18 protein-coding genes are annotated in these 17,985 nt (G+C 44.1%); 16 read left to right on the top strand and 2 right to left on the bottom strand.

The features are described from left to right. Positions 1–82: 82 nt before the first annotated feature. Entirely contained in the window at positions 83–1,420 is a 1,338-nt protein-coding gene (gene brnQ / locus MKX38_RS14930) for a branched-chain amino acid transport system II carrier protein (RefSeq protein ID WP_003229322.1), read from the bottom strand. 194 nt (positions 1,421–1,614) lie between these two features. On the opposite strand from brnQ, the gene MKX38_RS14925 reads away from it, so the two are divergent. The 5 genes from MKX38_RS14925 to MKX38_RS14905 all read left to right on the top strand — a co-directional run bounded on the left by MKX38_RS14925 (position 1,615) and on the right by MKX38_RS14905 (position 7,649). Then, entirely contained in the window at positions 1,615–2,760 is a 1,146-nt protein-coding gene (locus tag MKX38_RS14925; protein WP_014480560.1) for a cysteine desulfurase family protein, read from the top strand. A gap of 3 nt (positions 2,761–2,763) precedes the next feature. Further along, positions 2,764–3,969, top strand: coding sequence for a tRNA uracil 4-sulfurtransferase ThiI (thiI, locus tag MKX38_RS14920; protein ID WP_088326737.1), 1,206 nt, complete (start codon positions 2,764–2,766; stop codon positions 3,967–3,969). 93 nt (positions 3,970–4,062) lie between these two features. Then, the gene (gene sspA, locus MKX38_RS14915) at positions 4,063–4,272 is read left to right on the top strand and encodes an alpha type acid-soluble spore protein SspA (RefSeq protein ID WP_003223491.1); all 210 of its coding nucleotides are present in this window, start codon (positions 4,063–4,065) and stop codon (positions 4,270–4,272) included. Between the two features lie 178 nt (positions 4,273–4,450). Then, a complete protein-coding gene (locus tag MKX38_RS14910) occupies positions 4,451–6,040 on the top strand; it encodes an acyl--CoA ligase (protein WP_021480313.1) in 1,590 nt (529 codons plus the stop codon). A gap of 19 nt (positions 6,041–6,059) precedes the next feature. Further along, entirely contained in the window at positions 6,060–7,649 is a 1,590-nt protein-coding gene (locus tag MKX38_RS14905) for an amidohydrolase (protein WP_087962084.1), read from the top strand. Positions 7,650–7,680: 31 nt separating this feature from the next. On the opposite strand, the gene MKX38_RS14900 is transcribed toward MKX38_RS14905, so the two are convergent. Further along, positions 7,681–8,484, bottom strand: coding sequence for an NAD kinase (locus MKX38_RS14900; RefSeq protein ID WP_004399091.1), 804 nt, complete (start codon positions 8,482–8,484; stop codon positions 7,681–7,683). A gap of 185 nt (positions 8,485–8,669) precedes the next feature. On the opposite strand from MKX38_RS14900, the gene sppA reads away from it, so the two are divergent. The 11 genes from sppA (at position 8,670) to argH (ending at position 17,966) form a co-directional block, all read left to right on the top strand. After that, a complete protein-coding gene (gene sppA / locus MKX38_RS14895) occupies positions 8,670–9,677 on the top strand; it encodes a signal peptide peptidase SppA (RefSeq protein ID WP_069322816.1) in 1,008 nt (335 codons plus the stop codon). A 12-nt stretch (positions 9,678–9,689) separates the two neighbouring features. Further along, positions 9,690–10,184: an RDD family protein gene (locus MKX38_RS14890; RefSeq protein WP_339187591.1), complete on the top strand. Its 495-nt coding sequence runs from the start codon at positions 9,690–9,692 to the stop codon at positions 10,182–10,184. A gap of 74 nt (positions 10,185–10,258) precedes the next feature. Beyond that, positions 10,259–10,939: a DUF2953 domain-containing protein gene (locus MKX38_RS14885; RefSeq protein WP_004399127.1), complete on the top strand. Its 681-nt coding sequence runs from the start codon at positions 10,259–10,261 to the stop codon at positions 10,937–10,939. Positions 10,940–10,952: 13 nt separating this feature from the next. Then, positions 10,953–11,408: a GerW family sporulation protein gene (ytfJ, locus tag MKX38_RS14880; RefSeq protein ID WP_003223504.1), complete on the top strand. Its 456-nt coding sequence runs from the start codon at positions 10,953–10,955 to the stop codon at positions 11,406–11,408. A gap of 108 nt (positions 11,409–11,516) precedes the next feature. Continuing rightward, positions 11,517–12,020, top strand: coding sequence for a thiol peroxidase (gene tpx / locus MKX38_RS14875; RefSeq protein WP_003223506.1), 504 nt, complete (start codon positions 11,517–11,519; stop codon positions 12,018–12,020). Between the two features lie 60 nt (positions 12,021–12,080). After that, positions 12,081–13,070, top strand: a complete 990-nt coding sequence (locus tag MKX38_RS14870) for an N-6 DNA methylase (protein ID WP_003229346.1) — start codon at positions 12,081–12,083, stop codon at positions 13,068–13,070. Then, entirely contained in the window at positions 13,042–13,245 is a 204-nt protein-coding gene (locus MKX38_RS14865) for a hypothetical protein (RefSeq protein WP_123372909.1), read from the top strand. Before MKX38_RS14870 ends, MKX38_RS14865 begins: the two co-directional genes overlap by 29 nt. 172 nt (positions 13,246–13,417) lie before the next feature. After that, the gene (locus MKX38_RS14860) at positions 13,418–14,605 is read left to right on the top strand and encodes an acetate kinase (RefSeq protein WP_003223511.1); all 1,188 of its coding nucleotides are present in this window, start codon (positions 13,418–13,420) and stop codon (positions 14,603–14,605) included. A gap of 84 nt (positions 14,606–14,689) precedes the next feature. After that, the gene (locus MKX38_RS14855; RefSeq protein ID WP_004398479.1) at positions 14,690–15,202 is read left to right on the top strand and encodes a molybdenum cofactor biosynthesis protein B; all 513 of its coding nucleotides are present in this window, start codon (positions 14,690–14,692) and stop codon (positions 15,200–15,202) included. Between the two features lie 170 nt (positions 15,203–15,372). Further along, on the top strand, positions 15,373–16,584 hold the full coding sequence (locus MKX38_RS14850) for an argininosuccinate synthase (RefSeq protein ID WP_015251460.1): 1,212 nt from the start codon (positions 15,373–15,375) through the stop codon (positions 16,582–16,584). Further along, positions 16,581–17,966 (top strand): argininosuccinate lyase, encoded by a 1,386-nt coding sequence (argH, locus tag MKX38_RS14845; protein ID WP_017695740.1) that lies wholly within the window; start codon positions 16,581–16,583, stop codon positions 17,964–17,966. Before MKX38_RS14850 ends, argH begins: the two co-directional genes overlap by 4 nt. Positions 17,967–17,985: the final 19 nt, after the last annotated feature.

The following is a 17,985-nucleotide window of genomic DNA, read 5'->3' as shown; positions in this document are numbered from 1 at the left end:
TGAAAAAGAGCCCGCAGTGTAATGAGCAGGCTCTTTTTTTCATTACAAAACGCCTGCGCAATAACGCAGGCGTTCTGTGACATTAACTTATTTCATTAAGCTGTTTGGATGGTCCGATGAATAAGGTCAGCACATAGCCGATAACCGCTCCGACGATTCCTGGAAGCACCCAGCCGATGCCGAGGCTGTAAAGAGGAAGATTCGCATTTAGAAACACATCTAAAGATCCAAGTGAAAAACCGGCTGCTTTGATACCGTCTAAAATACTGAAAAGTCCTGTACCGATCAAGCAAGCGATGTACACTTCGCGTCTTTCTTTAAAGATCTTATCGATGAAGGAAAGAACGATAATGACAATGGCAAGTGGATAGATAGCTGATAAAATAGGAACAGAAAACGCGATAATTTGCGCGAGTCCGAAATTCGCAATGATCAAGCTGAATAACGTGACAATCGTAACGACAATTTTATATGATAATGCCGGAATAAGTTTTGAAAAATATTGGCCGCAAGATGTGACAAGGCCGATGCTTGTTGTTAAACATGCGACTGTAATCGCTGCTCCGAGTACGATGTTGCCTAATGAACCGAATAAATAATGGGAAGACGCAGATAAAATTTTAGCTCCTTCACCAACAGGACCGATGGCATTTGTACTTGTTGCACCTAAATAAGCAAGGGATACATAAATGAAAGTCAGCCCTAAAGCGGCAATCACACCTGCTTTAATGCAGGCTGCAGCAAGAGCTTTAGACTGTGTAACGCCTTTGCTTTTTACAGCATTTACAACGACAACGCCAAATACAATTGAAGCAAGTGCGTCCATTGTTTTATAGCCTTCTAAAAATCCTTTAAAAACCGGTGTTCCTTTATATGCTTCTGTCACGGCGCCCAATCCGCCCATCGGTGTGAAGATGGCTTTGAGAACAATGATTAAAATAATTGTGAATTTGATGGGAGTCAGAATTTTTCCGACTCGATCGACAACCTTGGATGGGTTTAACGCTAAATAGTACGTAACGCCGAAAAAGATAAGTGTAAATATTAATAAAGAAAGTCTTTCTGGTACGCCAGTCAAAAACGGAACAGCGCCAATTTCATATGAAACAGTTCCTGTTCTCGGGATGGCGAATAATGGTCCGATTGATAAATAAAGCACGACAGTAAAGATTGTGCCGAAAACAGGGTGCGCTTTGTCAGCAAGGCCTTTAGCGTCCTTACCGGTTAATGCGATGGCGATAATGCCGAGAAGCGGCAGGCCTACCCCTGTCAGTAAAAATCCGCCGATGGCCTTCCAGACGTTGTGTCCGGCTGCTTGTCCAAGTTCCGGCGGATAAATCATATTTCCTGCTCCAAAGAATAACGCAAATAGCATGAAACCAATAATAATGGTATCTTTGACAGGCAGTGAGTGTTTCATGAAAAAAATCCTCCTAATAATTATGTTAAAATATTCTGTCAATTAATTGTCAGATAATATGACGAAACGAACAAATCTTATTATATGGTAAAAAAATTAGAAGTCAATACTAGTTTTTCGTAATTTTCTATTAAATTTTGTTATGGTAACATAAATATCATACCTTGTACCGCTTTCATAAAGGAGTAAAAAAGATGATATATTTAGATAATAGTTCAACGACGAAGCCTTACGATGAAGTCTTGAACGTATATGAACAGACAAGCAGCCGATACTTTGGCAATCCTTCATCTTTGCACCGATATGGAGCCGAAACGGAACAGCTGCTTCAAGCAGCCAAAAATCAAATCAAAAGGTCCTTAGGCCTAAAAAAATATGATATTGTATTTACATCAGGCGCCACAGAAGCCAATAATGCGGCTTTAAAAGGAGCGGCTTTGTCAAAGATAAAAACAGGCAAACATATCATTGCCACTTCTATTGAACATCCATCCGTTACGGAATCGTTAGAACAGCTGAAAGAGTTGTTCGGGTTTGATATCACTTATCTTTCTGTGAATGAAGACGGATTTGTTTCTATTGAAGATCTAAAAGCAGCCATCCGTCCCGATACCGTGCTTGTCAGCATGATGCATGTGAACAATGAAGTCGGTTCCGTGCAGCCGATTGAAGCGGCAGGGGAAGTGCTGAAGAAGCACCCGAACATTTTGTTCCACGTCGATTATGTGCAGGGCATCTATAAAGTGCCCTTGGCAATTGAAAAGGCCGGCATTGATCTATGTTCAATTTCGGGGCATAAATTTCACGGCCTAAAGGGGACAGGCGCACTTATTGTAAAAGAGGGAACACGCCTTATTCCGCTCATAACGGGAGGCTCTCAGCAAAAAGGCATACGGGCCGGAACAGAACATACTGCTGGTGCGGTTTCGCTTGCCAAGGCCATTAATCTTGCCTCTGCTGATTTTGACACACGGCTTGACACGATGACTGCCGCAAAGGAATTGTTTATGAAAAGGCTGAGTGAAATTGAGGGCGTCGTTATCAACACGCCTCAAATGAATAGCGCGCCGCACATTATTAATTTCTCTGTACCGGGGATTAAAGCGGAAGTGCTTTTACACATGCTTGAGGAACAGGATATATTCGTCTCCACAACATCGGCTTGCTCGGCAAAAGAACATAAGCCCAGTAAAGTTCTCTTAGAGATGGGCAAAGGAGAGCAGATTGCCGGAAGCAGCATCAGAATCAGTTTAAATTACAGCCAGACAAGCGATGTGGCAGAACCGTTTATGAACGCGCTTCGTCCTGGTATCAAAAAATTAAGGGAAATGATGAGGTAGAACATGAATTACGATCATATATTAATTCGTTTTGGGGAAATTTCGACCAAAGGCAAAAACAGAAAAAGCTTTATTGAGCGCTTAAAACAAAACATCAGACTCGTTTTGAAAGACTATCCGAATTTAAAATACTTTTCCAACAGGGATCGTATGACGATTACATTAAATGGAGAGGATCCTGAGGCTCTTTTTCCTCATTTAAAGCAAGTGTTTGGGATTCAAAGCTTCAGCCTGGCAATTAAGTGTGACAGCCGCCTTGATGATATTAAGGCAACCGCACTAAAGGCTATCAAAGATCAGTATAAACCAGGTGATACGTTTAAAGTCGCGACAAAGAGAGCGTATAAGCAATTTGAATTAGATACAAACCAAATGAACGCTGAAATCGGCGGCCATATTTTGCGAAATACAGAAGGATTGACGGTCGATGTTCGCAACCCAGACATCCCGCTCAGAATCGAAATCAGGGAAGAAGCAACATTTTTGACAATTCGTGATGAAAAAGGTGCAGGCGGGTTGCCAGTTGGTTCAGCAGGAAAAGCGATGCTGATGCTTTCTGGCGGTTTTGACAGCCCTGTTGCCGGTTTTTATGCGATGAAACGGGGATTGTCGGTAGAAGCTGTTCATTTCTTCAGCCCGCCATACACAAGCGAGCGCGCAAAGCAAAAGGTAATGGATCTGGCGAAATGTCTGTCCCGTTTTGGGGGAAGCATGACACTTCATATTGTTCCATTTACAAAAACGCAAGAGCTCATTCAAAAACAAATTCCTGAAAATTACACAATGACGGCAACCCGCCGCCTCATGCTTCAGATCGCCGACAGAATCAGAGAAAAGAGAAACGGGCTTGCCGTTATTACGGGAGAAAGCCTCGGTCAGGTAGCGAGCCAAACGCTTGAAAGCATGTATGCAATTAATGCGGTGACGTCAACACCGATTTTGCGTCCGCTAATCGCCATGGACAAAACAGAAATCATCGAAAAATCACGGGAAATTGGCACATATGAGACAAGCATTCAGCCGTTTGAAGACTGTTGCACGATCTTTACACCGCCAAGCCCGAAAACACGCCCTAAAAAAGAGAAAATTGAACACTTTGAAAGCTTTGTTGATTTCGAGCCGTATATTCAAGAAGCGGTAGATAACATTGAGTCAATGACCCTGTATAGCGAACAAGAAGCTAACGATAAATTCGCTGAACTCTTTTAAATCAATTTTCAGCTCCTGTATACAATTACCAAAGTTTTTCTGAATGAAGCCATGTGTTTTGACACATTCTATACTCACAAGGAGGTGAGACACATGGCTAACAATAACTCAGGTAACAGCAACAACCTTTTAGTACCAGGAGCTGCTCAAGCGATCGACCAAATGAAATTAGAAATCGCTTCTGAATTCGGTGTAAACCTTGGAGCAGACACAACTTCTCGCGCTAACGGTTCTGTTGGAGGAGAGATCACAAAACGTCTTGTATCTTTTGCTCAACAAAACATGGGCGGAGGACAATTCTAATTTACAATTTCACATAATGGCTTAGGAGTGGGGGTATCCCCACTCTTTTTCATTTTTTACATATAAAAAAGGACCAGCGGCCTATAAAATCTATGTTTACAGAGGTTGCTTTTAGGCATATCCTTACGGAAAGAGCCTGTATTTATGTATAATGGGTGGAGAAAGTGAGGAGTTGTTCGTGTTAAAACGTGAAGATTTAATTGCCCCTGTGCAATATAATTTAGTGAATGAAATGGAAAAGTTCAGTGCTGCTGGACAAAAAACCGCTCTTCTGTGGGAGGACGAGTCGGGCAAGCAAGAATCTTGGTCGTATGAAAAGCTGATGGAAGAAACAAATAAAATCGGAGCGGCCTTAGCTGATCTTGGATTTAAAAAGGGAGACAAGCTGATTGTAATGGTACCGCGGGTGCTTGAAGCCTATGCTGTTTATTTGGCTATCCTGAAATCAGGAATGGTTGTCATTCCGTGCTCCGAAATGCTTCGCGCGAAAGATCTTGAATACCGGATTGAACATGCAGAGGTAAAAGGCGCTATCGTCTACTCAGAATTTATTGGCGCTTTCCGGGATGTCAGTACGACTGACAAACTGATTACACTGTCTATTGGTGAAAATGATGCCGGCTGGAAAAACCTCTTATCAATTGAAGCGGACGGAAGCCAATTTAAAACAGCTGACACAACAAGAGATGATATGGCTTTCTTATCTTATACATCCGGGACAACAGGTCAGCCGAAAGGTGTTGTACATACACATGGATGGGCATTTGCTCATTTAAAAACTTCTGCCGGCGCTTGGCTTGACATTTCTGAAAAGGATATCGTCTGGGCAACTGCTGCCCCTGGCTGGCAAAAGTGGGTATGGAGTCCGTTTTTAGCGGTGCTTGGCAGCGGAGCAACCGGTTTTGTGTACCACGGCAGATTCAAAGCAGAAAAATATCTAGAGCTTTTAAATCGCTACAAAATCAATGTTTTCTGCTGCACGCCGACAGAATACCGCTTAATGGCGAAGGTTGAAGGCTTGGACCGTTTTGATCTTTCTGCCCTGCACAGCGCTGTTTCCGCAGGTGAGCCGCTCAACCGTGAAGTCATTGATGTTTTCCAAAAGCACTTTGGCATTAAGGTACGGGACGGATATGGCCAAACAGAAAGCACGCTTTTGGTTGGTGTTTTGAAAGATACGCCTATTAAACCGGGAAGCATGGGAAAACCGACACCGGGAAATCAGGTGGAGATCATAAATGAAGACGGTGAAATCTGCAAACCTGGTGAGGTTGGCGATATCGCTGTTCACCTCAGTACGCCTGCGCTCTTTAAAGAGTATTTTAAAGATCCGGAAAGAATGAAAACACAAATTCGCGGCGATTATTTCCTAACGGGAGACAGAGCAAGAAAAGATGAGGAAGGTTACTTCTGGTTTGAAAGCCGAAATGACGATATTATTATCAGCTCCGGCTATACGATCGGGCCTTTCGAGGTGGAAGACGCGCTTGTTAAGCACCCAGAAGTAAAAGAATGTGCTGTTGTCGCAAGTCCTGATGAAATCAGAGGCTCCATCGTAAAGGCATATGTTGTCCTGCAAAATCATGAAAAACGCAGTGATGAGCTTGTCAAAATGCTGCAAAACCATGTGAAGACGATTACCGCTCCATACAAATATCCTAGAGAAATTGAATTTGTGGAAAACCTGCCGAAAACGGCTTCTGCAAAAATCAGACGAGTGGAATTAAGAAAACGTGAAGAACAGCTCAAAGCTAATAAAAAGGCGTAAAGAAAGAGAGTGAACGTGAATGAAGGCGATATGGCACGGCGGTTTCATTTATACGATGCTCGAAGAAGGCGATCGGACTGAGGCAGTTTATGTTGAGGATGGTGTTATAAAAGGCACCGGCAGCTATGAACGTTTGAAGGAAAAGTACGGGTCGCCGGAAACAGAAGAAATCAGCCTGAACGGAGCAGTGATGTTCCCCGGTTTTGTTGACAGCCATCTACATTTGATCGGCCACGGTGAGAAACAGCTTCAGCTCGATCTGTCCGCACTGACGTCGAAAGATTCAATTTTACAGGCTGCGAAGGAAAGAGAGCGGCAGCTTCCTAAAAACGATTGGCTCATTGGAGAAGGCTGGAATGAAAATCAGTTTGAGACACCTGACTACTTGACTAAGCATGATCTTGATCGCCTGTTTCCTGACAGGCCCGTCTTGCTCAAGCGTATATGCCGGCATGCAATAGCTGTCAATTCTGCGGCTCTTCAAGCAGCGGGAATTTCAAGAAATACTCCTGATCCTGACGGCGGAGTCATCGTAAAAGATGCAAATGGCGAGCCGACCGGACTCCTGTTTGATAAGGCGCAGGATTTGATTCTGAAGGCTGTCCCGCCAGTCTCCCAGCACTATGTTGATGAGGCATTAACGGCTGCAATAAAGGATTGCTGGACAAAAGGCCTGACGGGCGGTCATTCGGAAGACTTGTCCTATTATGGTGATGTTTCGGTGCCGTTGAAAGCTTATGAGAAAGCTGCCGCTGGCGGAAAGTATCCGTTCCGCTGCCATTTGCTCGTTCATCATGAAGCGGTCGATCGATGGGAGCAGCTGGAGAAACCGTCCGGCCCGTATGTGGAGTTCGGTGCGATGAAAATCTTTGCGGACGGGGCGCTTGGCGGGAGAACGGCTTTATTGAAAGAACCATATCAGGATGATCCATCAACAAATGGTGTTCAGGTTCACGATGACGAAACCCTTGGCCGGCTCATTCGCAAAGCGAGAGAAAAAGGGATGGAGGTTGCTGTTCATGCAATCGGCGATCTTGCTTTTGAAAAAGTGCTGAACGCAATAGAAAAGCATCCGCCCAAAAACGGCCGGCATGATCGGCTTATTCATGCTCAAGTGCTTGATAACGAATTAATCGAGAGAGCAGCACGCATGCCGATCGCACTTGATCTTCAGCCGCATTTCGTTGCAAGCGACTTTCCGTGGGTCATTGACCGTCTCGGAAAAGACCGGATGAAGACTGCATTTGCCTGGAAAACCCTCATATCTAAAGGCATTTTATGCGCGGGCGGTTCAGACGCCCCGATTGAGCCTGTTGACCCGCTTCTAGGGATCCAGTCCGCGGTCCTCCGGAAAAGCAGTCATGAGCAAAACGGGCCAAGCTATAATGAAAGTGAATGTTTACCTGTATATGAAGCGATAAAGCTTTATACAGAAGGTAGCGCCGGTATCATTTATAAAGAGAAGTCACGCGGAAAAATTGCGGAAGGCTATGACGCGGATTTTACAGTTCTCAGTGGTGATCCGTTTGCCATTGACCCCGCACAGCTTCATCTTTTAGAGATTAAAAAAACCGTGATTAACGGCCAGATTGTATATGAGAAATCATAAAAGGACAGGCAGCAGCCTGTCCTTTTATTTTCTATAAAAAAGTACGCTTCACTTTTTCCCAAAATGAATTGTCCTTTAGTTTGACTGTTTTGATTTTCTTATTAGACAGTTTGATTTCGATCGTTTTCACATTTCTCGTGCTGAGTGCTTCATTGTCCAAGCCGATGATTGGGTGTTCGTTGCCGTCCTGCACCACACGAAGGGTCAGCTTTCGGTCAGAGCTGAGGACAAATGGCGAGCCGAGTGTCCGGTAGGTATTATTGTTAAGGGATGCAAGCTCTGATACCTGCATGCATGGAAGCAATGGATCAACAACAGCTCCTGCAACAGACTTGTTATAGGCGGTGCTCCCTGTAGGCGTTGAGATAATCATTCCGTCACCTCTAAACGTTTCAAAGTGCAGATCGTCAATCAGCACGTCCATCACAAAGGTTTTGATGATGCTTGAGCGGATGGATACCTCGTTTAAGCAGTGAAAAGGACTGGCTTGATCCACTGTCACTTCAATCAGCGGGTATTTTCTCACTTCAATTTGTTCAAACGTCATTGCATCGACCATTTTTTCTCGCTCATCACTATGAAAGTCGCAATATAAATGAGCTTTCCCCTTTTTGGTAATGCCGACGTACAAGCAGTCGTCACGAAAATTCGTCTTTCTGACTGCCTGCAAAAATGTGCCGTCCCCGCCAATGCTAGCGATAATATTGGCGTCTGAGTGCTGGTTCACAACGGTAAATCCATGCTCTTCCGCTAATTGTGTTAACGAGCGGGCTTGTTCGTTCGTTTCCTGATCCTGTTTGTGAAAAAAATAAACATTACGGCGTTGATCGGTCATATCCCATTTCCCCTTTGCTGTCATATTTAAGTTTTTCTGCCATCCAGTATTTGTGATAAAATACCTTTGGCCATAAGTGTACCACGTTTGCCGGCAGCCCGTTAAGCCGGAGCTTTCTCATGAAGTGAAACATTTTTCATATTGAATCGTATAATGAGAGAGTTTAGGAAAAAGGAGGAGAAAAAATGAATGCAAAAAGATGGATTGCATTAGTGATTGCTCTGGGGATTTTCGGCGTGTCTATTATCGTCAGCATCTCTATGAGTTTCTTTGAAAGCGTCAAAGGCGCTCAAACGGATCTCACATCACTGACGGATGAATCGCAGGAAAAGACGCTGGAAAACGGCAGTCTCTCAAGTAAAATTGCCGTATTAGAGGTCAGCGGCACCATTCAGGATAATGGGGACTCAAGCAGTCTGCTTGGTGCAGACGGATATAACCACAGAACGTTCTTAAAAAACCTTGAGCGCGCAAAAGATGACAAGGCGGTCAAAGGTATCGTTCTGAAGGTGAATTCTCCGGGTGGCGGAGTGTATGAAAGTGCTGAAATACATAAGAAGCTGGAAGAAATCAAGAAAGAAACGAAAAAACCGATTTACGTGTCAATGGGTTCGATGGCAGCATCAGGAGGCTATTACATCTCAACAGCGGCTGATAAGATTTTTGCGACACCGGAAACCCTGACCGGGTCACTCGGCGTCATTATGGAAAGCGTCAATTATTCAAAGCTTGCCGATAAGCTTGGCATTTCTTTTGAAACGATTAAGAGCGGGGCCCATAAGGACATTATGTCTCCTTCCCGTGAGATGACGAAAGAAGAAAAAAACATCATGCAATCGATGGTTGATAATTCGTATGAAGGCTTTGTTGATGTCATTTCAAAAGGGCGCGGCATGTCGAAAGCAGAGGTAAAGAAAATTGCGGACGGCCGCGTGTATGACGGACGGCAGGCGAAAAAACTGAACCTCGTTGATGAGCTTGGTTTTTATGACGATACCATTACGGCCATGAAAAAGGATCACAAGGATTTGAAAAACGCCTCTGTCATTTCTTATGAGGAAAGCTTCGGATTAGGCTCACTGTTTTCCATGGGCGCGAACAAAATGTTTAAAAGTGAAATTGATTTTTTGAATATGAGAGAAATTCTATCGCAATCCGGTTCGCCGAGAATGATGTATCTCTATGCGAAGTAGGAGGGAACAATAATGGACGCGACATATGAAGAGTTAGAGCGCAATGACATCAAAGGCCCGCAAGAAGCGGAGCTGCTGACACATGCCTATGCTGGCTTTTGGGTTCGTTTCTGGGCTTTCCTGCTTGATTGGCTCGTGATATGGGGATTAAACCATTTGCTCGTTTCTCCCCTCTTTACCGTATTGGATCTGCCGAAAACATCCGGCATGTTTACCTTCTCGGCTTACAGTGTGACAACGCTTATTGTGTATCTTGCCTACTTCGCACTCATGACTAAATACTTCAGGCAGACGCTTGGTAAAATGGTGTTCGGCCTCAAAGTGGTTTCTGTGAAGCAAGATAGCAAGCTGACATGGAGTAAAGTGATTTTTCGTGAAGTGGTTGGACGGTATATTGATAAGATTTGGATTTTATATATCGTTGTTGCTTTTTCACCTACAAAACAAGGGATTCATGATTACATCGCGGATACCACCGTGGTGCATGAAAAATTATACCGCAAATAACCGATAACCCGGACTTCCGTCCGGGTTTATTTTTTTAGGAATTGGCGATAATGCTCCTAGAGGAAGTGAAGAATATGGTGTATGTACTGACAGCCATTCTTATTCTCATAGGGATCGTACTGCTTCTCAGAATGAAAATCCATGTCGCGCTGGAGTATCTTCATGCCGATGATAATGACAAATTGACCTTGAAGATTACGGCGCTGTTTGGCCTTATAAGGATCAAAAAAACAATCCCGGCGATTAAGGTGAACAAAGAAGACGGAACAGTGGATATCAAACAAAAAACTGAATCCAAAATGAAAAAAAGCAGCGGAAAGAAAAAAATTACACAAAACGATGTGCAGCAAAGCATTAATAAAATCGAAATGCTTTTGCATCAGGTCACCAGACTACGGAAAATCAGCGCGTCTTTTCTCGCGCATTTACATATCACAAAACTAGAATGGGTTACAGTAATCGGAATTCAGGACGCGGCAGTGACAGGTGTGTTAACAGGTGCTGTATGGGGTGTGAAGGGCGGTATCGCAGCAATGCTCTACGACCACCTGGACTTTGTGAATAAACCTGTCTATGAGGTGATCCCGTCGTTTCAAGTCCCTGTTTCCAAGACCCATTTTCAGTGTATATTCTTTTTTCGCTTTGGACATGCTATGCTTGCAGCTTTCAAATTCGTCAAATACGGACGGGAGCTATCCGTATTAAAGAAGAATCCGTCGGCTAGAATGACTTCAAAGAATGATTCATCAGTTTAAGGAGGAAGCGTATATGGCAGACCATCCCATCCAAGGTTTAATGAAAACCGCAATGGAAAACTTGAAGGAAATGATTGATGTTAACACCATCATCGGAGATCCAGTAGAAACGCCTGATGGAAGTGTGATTTTAACTGTTTCTAAAGTTGGATTTGGATTCGCCGCAGGCGGAAGCGAGTTTGGCGGAAAGCCGGCCGAAAAGAAATCGGAAGATGATGAGACAAGAGAACAGAAACTTCCTTTCGGAGGCGGAAGCGGGGGCGGTGTGTCCATTACGCCGATCGCGTTTTTAATTGTCGGATCGACAGGCATCAGAATGCTTCATTTAGATGAAAATACCCATTTAATAGAGAAAATTTTAGACGCAGCCCCTCAAACACTCGAACGCATCCAGCAAATGTTCAAGAAAAATAACAAGAACCAAGGCCAGGGCCAAAATCAAAACCAAATGAACAATATGAATTATTAAAAAAGGTTAACTGCGCTGGCCGCAGTTAACTTTTTTTTGGCATAAACTTTGCAGTTTGCAGGAAACTTTACTATGATAGAGACATACATACAAAAGGGAGGAATTATAATGGCTGAAATTACATTCAAAGGCGGTCCGGTTACACTTGTCGGACAAGAAGTGAAGGTAGGAGATCAAGCTCCTGATTTCACAGTGCTGACTAACAGCCTTGAAGAAAAATCGTTAGCTGACATGAAAGGAAAGGTAACGATTATTTCTGTTATCCCTTCAATTGATACAGGTGTTTGTGATGCACAAACACGCCGTTTTAACGAAGAAGCTGCAAAGCTTGGAGATGTCAACGTCTACACAATCAGTGCAGACCTTCCATTCGCGCAAGCGCGCTGGTGCGGCGCTAACGGAATTGACAAAGTGGAAACACTGTCTGACCACAGAGATATGTCATTTGGCGAAGCGTTCGGTGTGTATATTAAAGAACTTCGTCTGCTTGCGCGTTCCGTATTTGTCCTTGATGAGAATGGAAAAGTCGTTTACGCTGAATATGTAAGCGAAGCAACAAACCACCCGAACTATGAAAAGCCAATTGAGGCTGCTAAGGCATTAGTGAAGTAAGCAGGGAAAAAAGCTCCAGGCTGCCGCCGGAGCTTTTTTCATGGCAAGGAGGAACACAATATGCAAAAAGACCATGTAGGTGCGGTGTATGAGCTGTTAAACGAAGCCGCGATTATGATAAAGAATGAATTGCAGATTTCATATATAGAGGCGCTGGCCGAAGCAGGAGAAATGTATTTTCTTGAAAAAACGGATCAGCTGAAACTGCCTGCTGATCAGAAAACCAAACAACTTCAGGCTCTGCTTGAAAAAGCGGAATTCGGCACGTATGAGCATGAGTGGGTACGCAAGGCTTTTCAGCTTGCCGTCCTTAAAGGAATGAAAGATATCTCCCATCCAAACAGACAAATGACGCCGGATACGATCGGGCTTTTCATCAGCTATTTGGTGAATAAGTTTATGGCGGACAAAAAGGAACTGACCATTCTTGATCCAGCCTTGGGAACTGGAAACCTTCTGTTTACCGTGCTGAACCAGCTGTCTGAAAAAACGGCAAACAGCTTTGGCATTGAAATTGATGATGTGCTCTTGAAGATTGCCTATGCCCAAGCGAACCTTCTGAAAAAAGAGCTTGAGCTTTTCCACCAGGACAGCCTTGAGCCGTTGTTTATCGATCCAGTTGACACGGTCATTTGTGATCTGCCAGTCGGCTATTATCCGAATGACGAAGGAGCAGAAGCGTTTGAGCTCAAAGCTGACGAAGGCCATTCCTTCGCTCATCATCTGTTTATTGAACAGAGCGTCAAGCATACCAAACCGGGCGGCTACTTATTTTTTATGATTCCGAATCATTTGTTTGAGAGCTCCCAAAGCGGCAAGCTGAAACAGTTTTTCAAAGATAAGGTTCATATCAACGCACTGTTGCAGCTGCCAAAATCTATTTTTAAAGACGAAGCTCATGCCAAAAGCATCCTTGTGCTTCAGAAACAAGGAGAGAATACGAAAGCGCCGGGGCAAATTCTGCTTGCGAATCTTCCGTCTTTCTCCAATCAAAAGGCGATGCTTGATATGATGGCTCAATTTGATGAATGGTTTAAAAAAGAAAAGTAAGTGTTTTAAAAGCAGCTTAGGCAGCCGTATGAGGTCGATGCCTAAGCTGCTTTTATTTATGCTTTTGAAGACCGGACTTGACGAATTGAATCCAGCTTTGAAACACAAAATACAGAGGGAAAAACCGCAAATTGTAAGCGTTCATCAATACAAAACTTATAGGGAATGTGTCTGAAAATAACGACTTCTTATTGTAAGCGTTATCAATGTGCAAGTTGACTTGAAAAGCCGACATGACAATGTTTAAATGGAAAAGTCAGATATTTTTCGGAGAAGATGTTGATATTCACCGGGAAAAAAGTACGAAAAACGAAGTTGTTGATACAGAGTATAAAGGAGCGTCAATCATGTCCAAAATTATTGCAATTAACGCAGGAAGCTCGTCTTTGAAATTTCAGCTTTTCGAAATGCCTTCAGAAACCGTTTTAACGAAGGGTTTAGTTGAACGAATCGGTATCGCCGACAGCGTATTCACAATTTCTGTGAACGGCGAAAAAAATACAGAAGTAACTGATATTCCGGATCATGCGGTAGCTGTTAAAATGCTGCTGAATAAGTTAACGGAATTCGGCATTATTAAAGACTTGAATGAAATTGACGGAATTGGCCATCGTGTCGTTCACGGCGGAGAAAAATTCAGCGATTCTGTTTTATTAACGGATGAAACCATTAAGGAAATCGAAGATATTTCTGAATTGGCACCGCTTCACAATCCGGCAAATATCGTTGGAATTAAAGCGTTCAAAGAAGTGCTTCCAAATGTTCCTGCTGTAGCTGTATTTGATACGGCATTCCACCAAACAATGCCTGAGCAGTCTTACCTGTACAGCTTGCCGTATGAATACTATGAAAAATTCGGCATCCGTAAATACGGCTTCCACGGCACTTCACATAAATATGTAACTGAGCGTGCGGCAGAGCTTCTCGGCCGTCCGTTAAAAGACTTGCGCCTGATTTCCTGCCACCTTGGAAACGGAGCAAGTATTGCGGCTGTTGAAGGCGGAAAATCAATTGACACATCCATGGGCTTTACGCCGCTTGCCGGTGTAGCAATGGGTACACGTTCTGGAAACATCGACCCTGCCCTGATTCCATACATCATGGAGAAAACAGGCCAAACGGCTGACGAAGTATTGAATACATTAAACAAAAAAAGCGGACTGCTCGGCATTTCCGGTTTCTCAAGCGATCTTCGTGACATCGTCGAAGCAACGAAAGAAGGAAATGAGCGCGCGGAAACGGCTCTTGAAGTATTCGCAAGCAGAATCCACAAATACATCGGTTCTTACGCTGCAAGAATGAGCGGTGTAGATGCGATCATCTTTACTGCCGGTATCGGTGAAAACAGTGTGGAAGTCAGAGAACGCGTTCTTCGCGGTTTAGAATTCATGGGCGTATACTGGGATCCTGCGCTTAATAACGTGCGCGGCGAGGAAGCTTTCATCAGCTATCCGCATTCTCCAGTAAAAGTCATGATCATTCCGACTGATGAAGAAGTCATGATTGCGCGCGACGTTGTTCGTTTAGCAAAATAAATCGCATGAAAGCACATTCTCTTGAATGTGCTTTTTTGTTGATGCATGTTAGTGACAGACAGAAAACATAAAAGAGGTGGGCCAATGAGCGTTCAAGAGCATAAACAAGAAGCTCCCGATATCGTTCGGTGCAAAGTGATTACTGTCAGTGACACGAGGACAGATGAAACCGATAAAAGCGGCAAGCTGATGATCTCATTTTTAGAAGAAGCCGGTCATCATATTGCTGCATATGAAATTGTAAAAGACGAAAAGGATGCTTTGCAACGGTCAGTGCTTGCGGGCTGCATGGATGAACAGACAGACGCGGTACTCTTAAACGGAGGGACAGGCATAGCAGATCGGGATGTCACAATTGAAGCCATAACGCCGCTGTTTTCGAAAGAACTGCCCGGCTTTGGAGAAATATTCAGGATGCTGAGTTATACAGAGGATATCGGCTCTGCCGCAATCATGTCGAGAGCAACTGCCGGCGTCATTCAGCATACCGCTGTTTTCTCAACGCCAGGCTCAAGCGGCGCAGTAAAGCTGGCAATGAATAAGCTGATTATTCCCGAACTTGCACATGTGGTCAGAGAAATCAGAAAAGACAAGTAAATGAATAAATACTATGAAACTTCACCTGAAATTTAGGTGAAGTTTTTTTTTATAAAAGGCTTGAAAAAACGAAACGTACTTGTTAAAGTGTATACATACAAAATGTATTTTTATTAAATATAATTTATTTTTATACAAAATAGAAACACGGTTGAGAGGGGATTATTATCATGTCAGAACAGAAAAAAGTCGTATTAGCATACTCAGGGGGGCTTGATACTTCCGTCGCAATAAAATGGCTTCAGGAGCAAGGATATAATGTCATCGCCTGCTGCCTGGATGTCGGTGAGGGCAAAGATTTGGCATTTGTTCAGCAGAAAGCGCTTGAAGTCGGCGCGACAAACTCCTACGTGATCGATGCAAAAGAAGAATTTGCACAGGATTACGCGCTTATTTCTTTGCAGGCCCACACGATGTATGAAGGAAAATACCCGCTTGTTTCGGCATTATCTCGACCGCTGATCGCGAAAAAACTGGTTGAAATAGCGGAAAAAGAAGATGCACAGGCGATTGCCCACGGATGCACAGGGAAAGGAAATGACCAGGTTCGTTTTGAAGTCTCCATTAAATCATTAAACCCTGATCTTGAAGTCATCGCGCCGGTTCGCGAATGGCAGTGGTCACGTGAAGAAGAAATTGAATATGCGGCTAGCCGCGGCATTCCGATTCCGATCAATCTTGACAGCCCGTATTCTATCGACCAAAACCTCTGGGGACGCGCCAATGAGTGCGGCATTTTAGAAGATCCATGGACGGCGCCGCCAGAAGGTGCATACGATTTAACAGCTCCGCTGGAAAAAACGCCGGACACGCCGGAAGTGATTGAAATTGCATTTGAACAAGGCGTGCCTGTCTCCATTGACGGTGTTTCCTACTCGCTTTCTGAGCTGATCTTGAAGCTGAATGAAATGGCGGGCGCGCACGGTGTCGGACGTATCGACCACGTGGAAAACCGCCTCGTCGGCATTAAATCCCGGGAAGTATACGAATGCCCTGGTGCGATGACACTGATCAAAGCGCATAAAGAATTAGAAGATTTGACACTGGTGAAAGAGGTAGCCCACTTTAAACCGATCATCGAGCAAAAAATGTCAGAGATCATTTACAACGGCTTATGGTTCTCGCCGTTAAAAGATGCGCTGCACGCTTTCTTAAAAGAAACGCAAAAGCATGTCACAGGCATTGTCCGCGTGAAGCTGTTTAAAGGCCATGCAATTGTAGAAGGACGTAAATCAGAATACTCTCTATATGATGAAAAACTTGCAACATATACAAAAGACGATGCATTTGATCACCATGCAGCAATTGGATTTATCGAGCTTTGGGGACTTCCGACAAAAGTGAACAGCATCGTGAAAAAGAAGGAGCAGATTAAAGCATGAAGAAGCTTTGGGGAGGCCGATTTCAAAAAACACCAGAAAAATGGGTCGACGAGTTCGGCGCGTCCATATCATTTGACCAAAATTTAGTTGCTGAAGACATTACAGGGTCTCTCGCGCATGCTGCCATGCTGAAAAAATGCGGTATTCTGACAGCAGAAGAAGAGTTGAAAATCCGAGAGGGCCTGAATACCCTTTTGCAAAAAGCAGAGGAGGGAGCATTGGAATTCTCAGTCGATTATGAGGATATTCATTTGAACATTGAGAAAATGCTCATTGACGAAATCGGTCCTCTTGGCGGCAAGCTGCATACCGGCAGAAGCCGGAATGACCAGGTGGCGACTGACATGCATTTATACTTGAAGAATCATGTCGGCCACATCATCGAGCTGATTGAGGCATTCCAAAGTGCGCTGATTGAAAAGGCGGAAGCGAACGTTGAAACGATTCTGCCGGGCTACACACATCTGCAGCGCGCCCAGCCGATTTCATTCGCTCACCATCTGCTTGCGTATTTCTGGATGCTTGAGCGCGACAAGGAGCGTTTTCAGGATTCAATGAAGCGGATTAACAAATCTCCGCTCGGCTGCGGGGCGCTCGCGGGAACAACCTTCCCAATTGACCGTGATTATTCAGCGGAACTGCTCGGCTTTGATGCCATTTATGAAAACAGCTTGGACGGCGTCAGCGACAGAGACTTCATTTTGGAGTTTTTAAGCAACAGCAGTATGCTGATGATGCACCTCTCCCGTTTTTCTGAAGAAATCATTTTATGGTGCTCGCAGGAGTTTAAATTCATCGAGCTTGACGATACGTACGCAACAGGAAGCAGCATGATGCCGCAAAAGAAAAATCCTGATATGGCGGAGCTGATCCGCGGCAAAACAGGACGCGTATACGGCGATATGATGGGGCTGTTTACGATCATGAAAGGACTTCCGCTCGCTTACAACAAAGATCTGCAGGAAGACAAAGAGGGCATGTTTGACACGGTGAAAACGGTGGAGGGCAGCCTGCAAATCTTCACAGGCATGATCCAAACAATGACTGTAAACAAAGACGTCATGAAGCAAGCAACAAAACAAGACTTTTCAAATGCGACGGAACTGGCGGATTATTTAGCTAAAAAGGGAATGCCGTTCAGAGAAGCGCATGAAGTGGTCGGGAAACTTGTGTACACATGCATCGAAAGAGGGATCTATTTAAGCGATATGCCGTTTGGCGAGTTTCAGCAGGCGAGCACACTATTCGAAGAAGATATTTACACTGTGTTAGACCCTTACTACGCAGTTGAAAAAAGAATGAGCGCCGGGGGCACCGGATTCAAACAGGTAAAGCAGGCGCTTGAAAAAGCGAAAGCTTGCGTGGCAGCAGGAGTTTGTTAAAATTTCCTTCATAAAATCC

The organism is Bacillus sp. FSL M8-0025, from assembly GCF_037975475.1.
GTDB classification, from domain to species: domain Bacteria; phylum Bacillota; class Bacilli; order Bacillales; family Bacillaceae; genus Bacillus; species Bacillus subtilis.
Note: the sequence above shows the minus strand (reverse complement) of the source record. Positions and strands in the feature narration are given on the sequence as shown.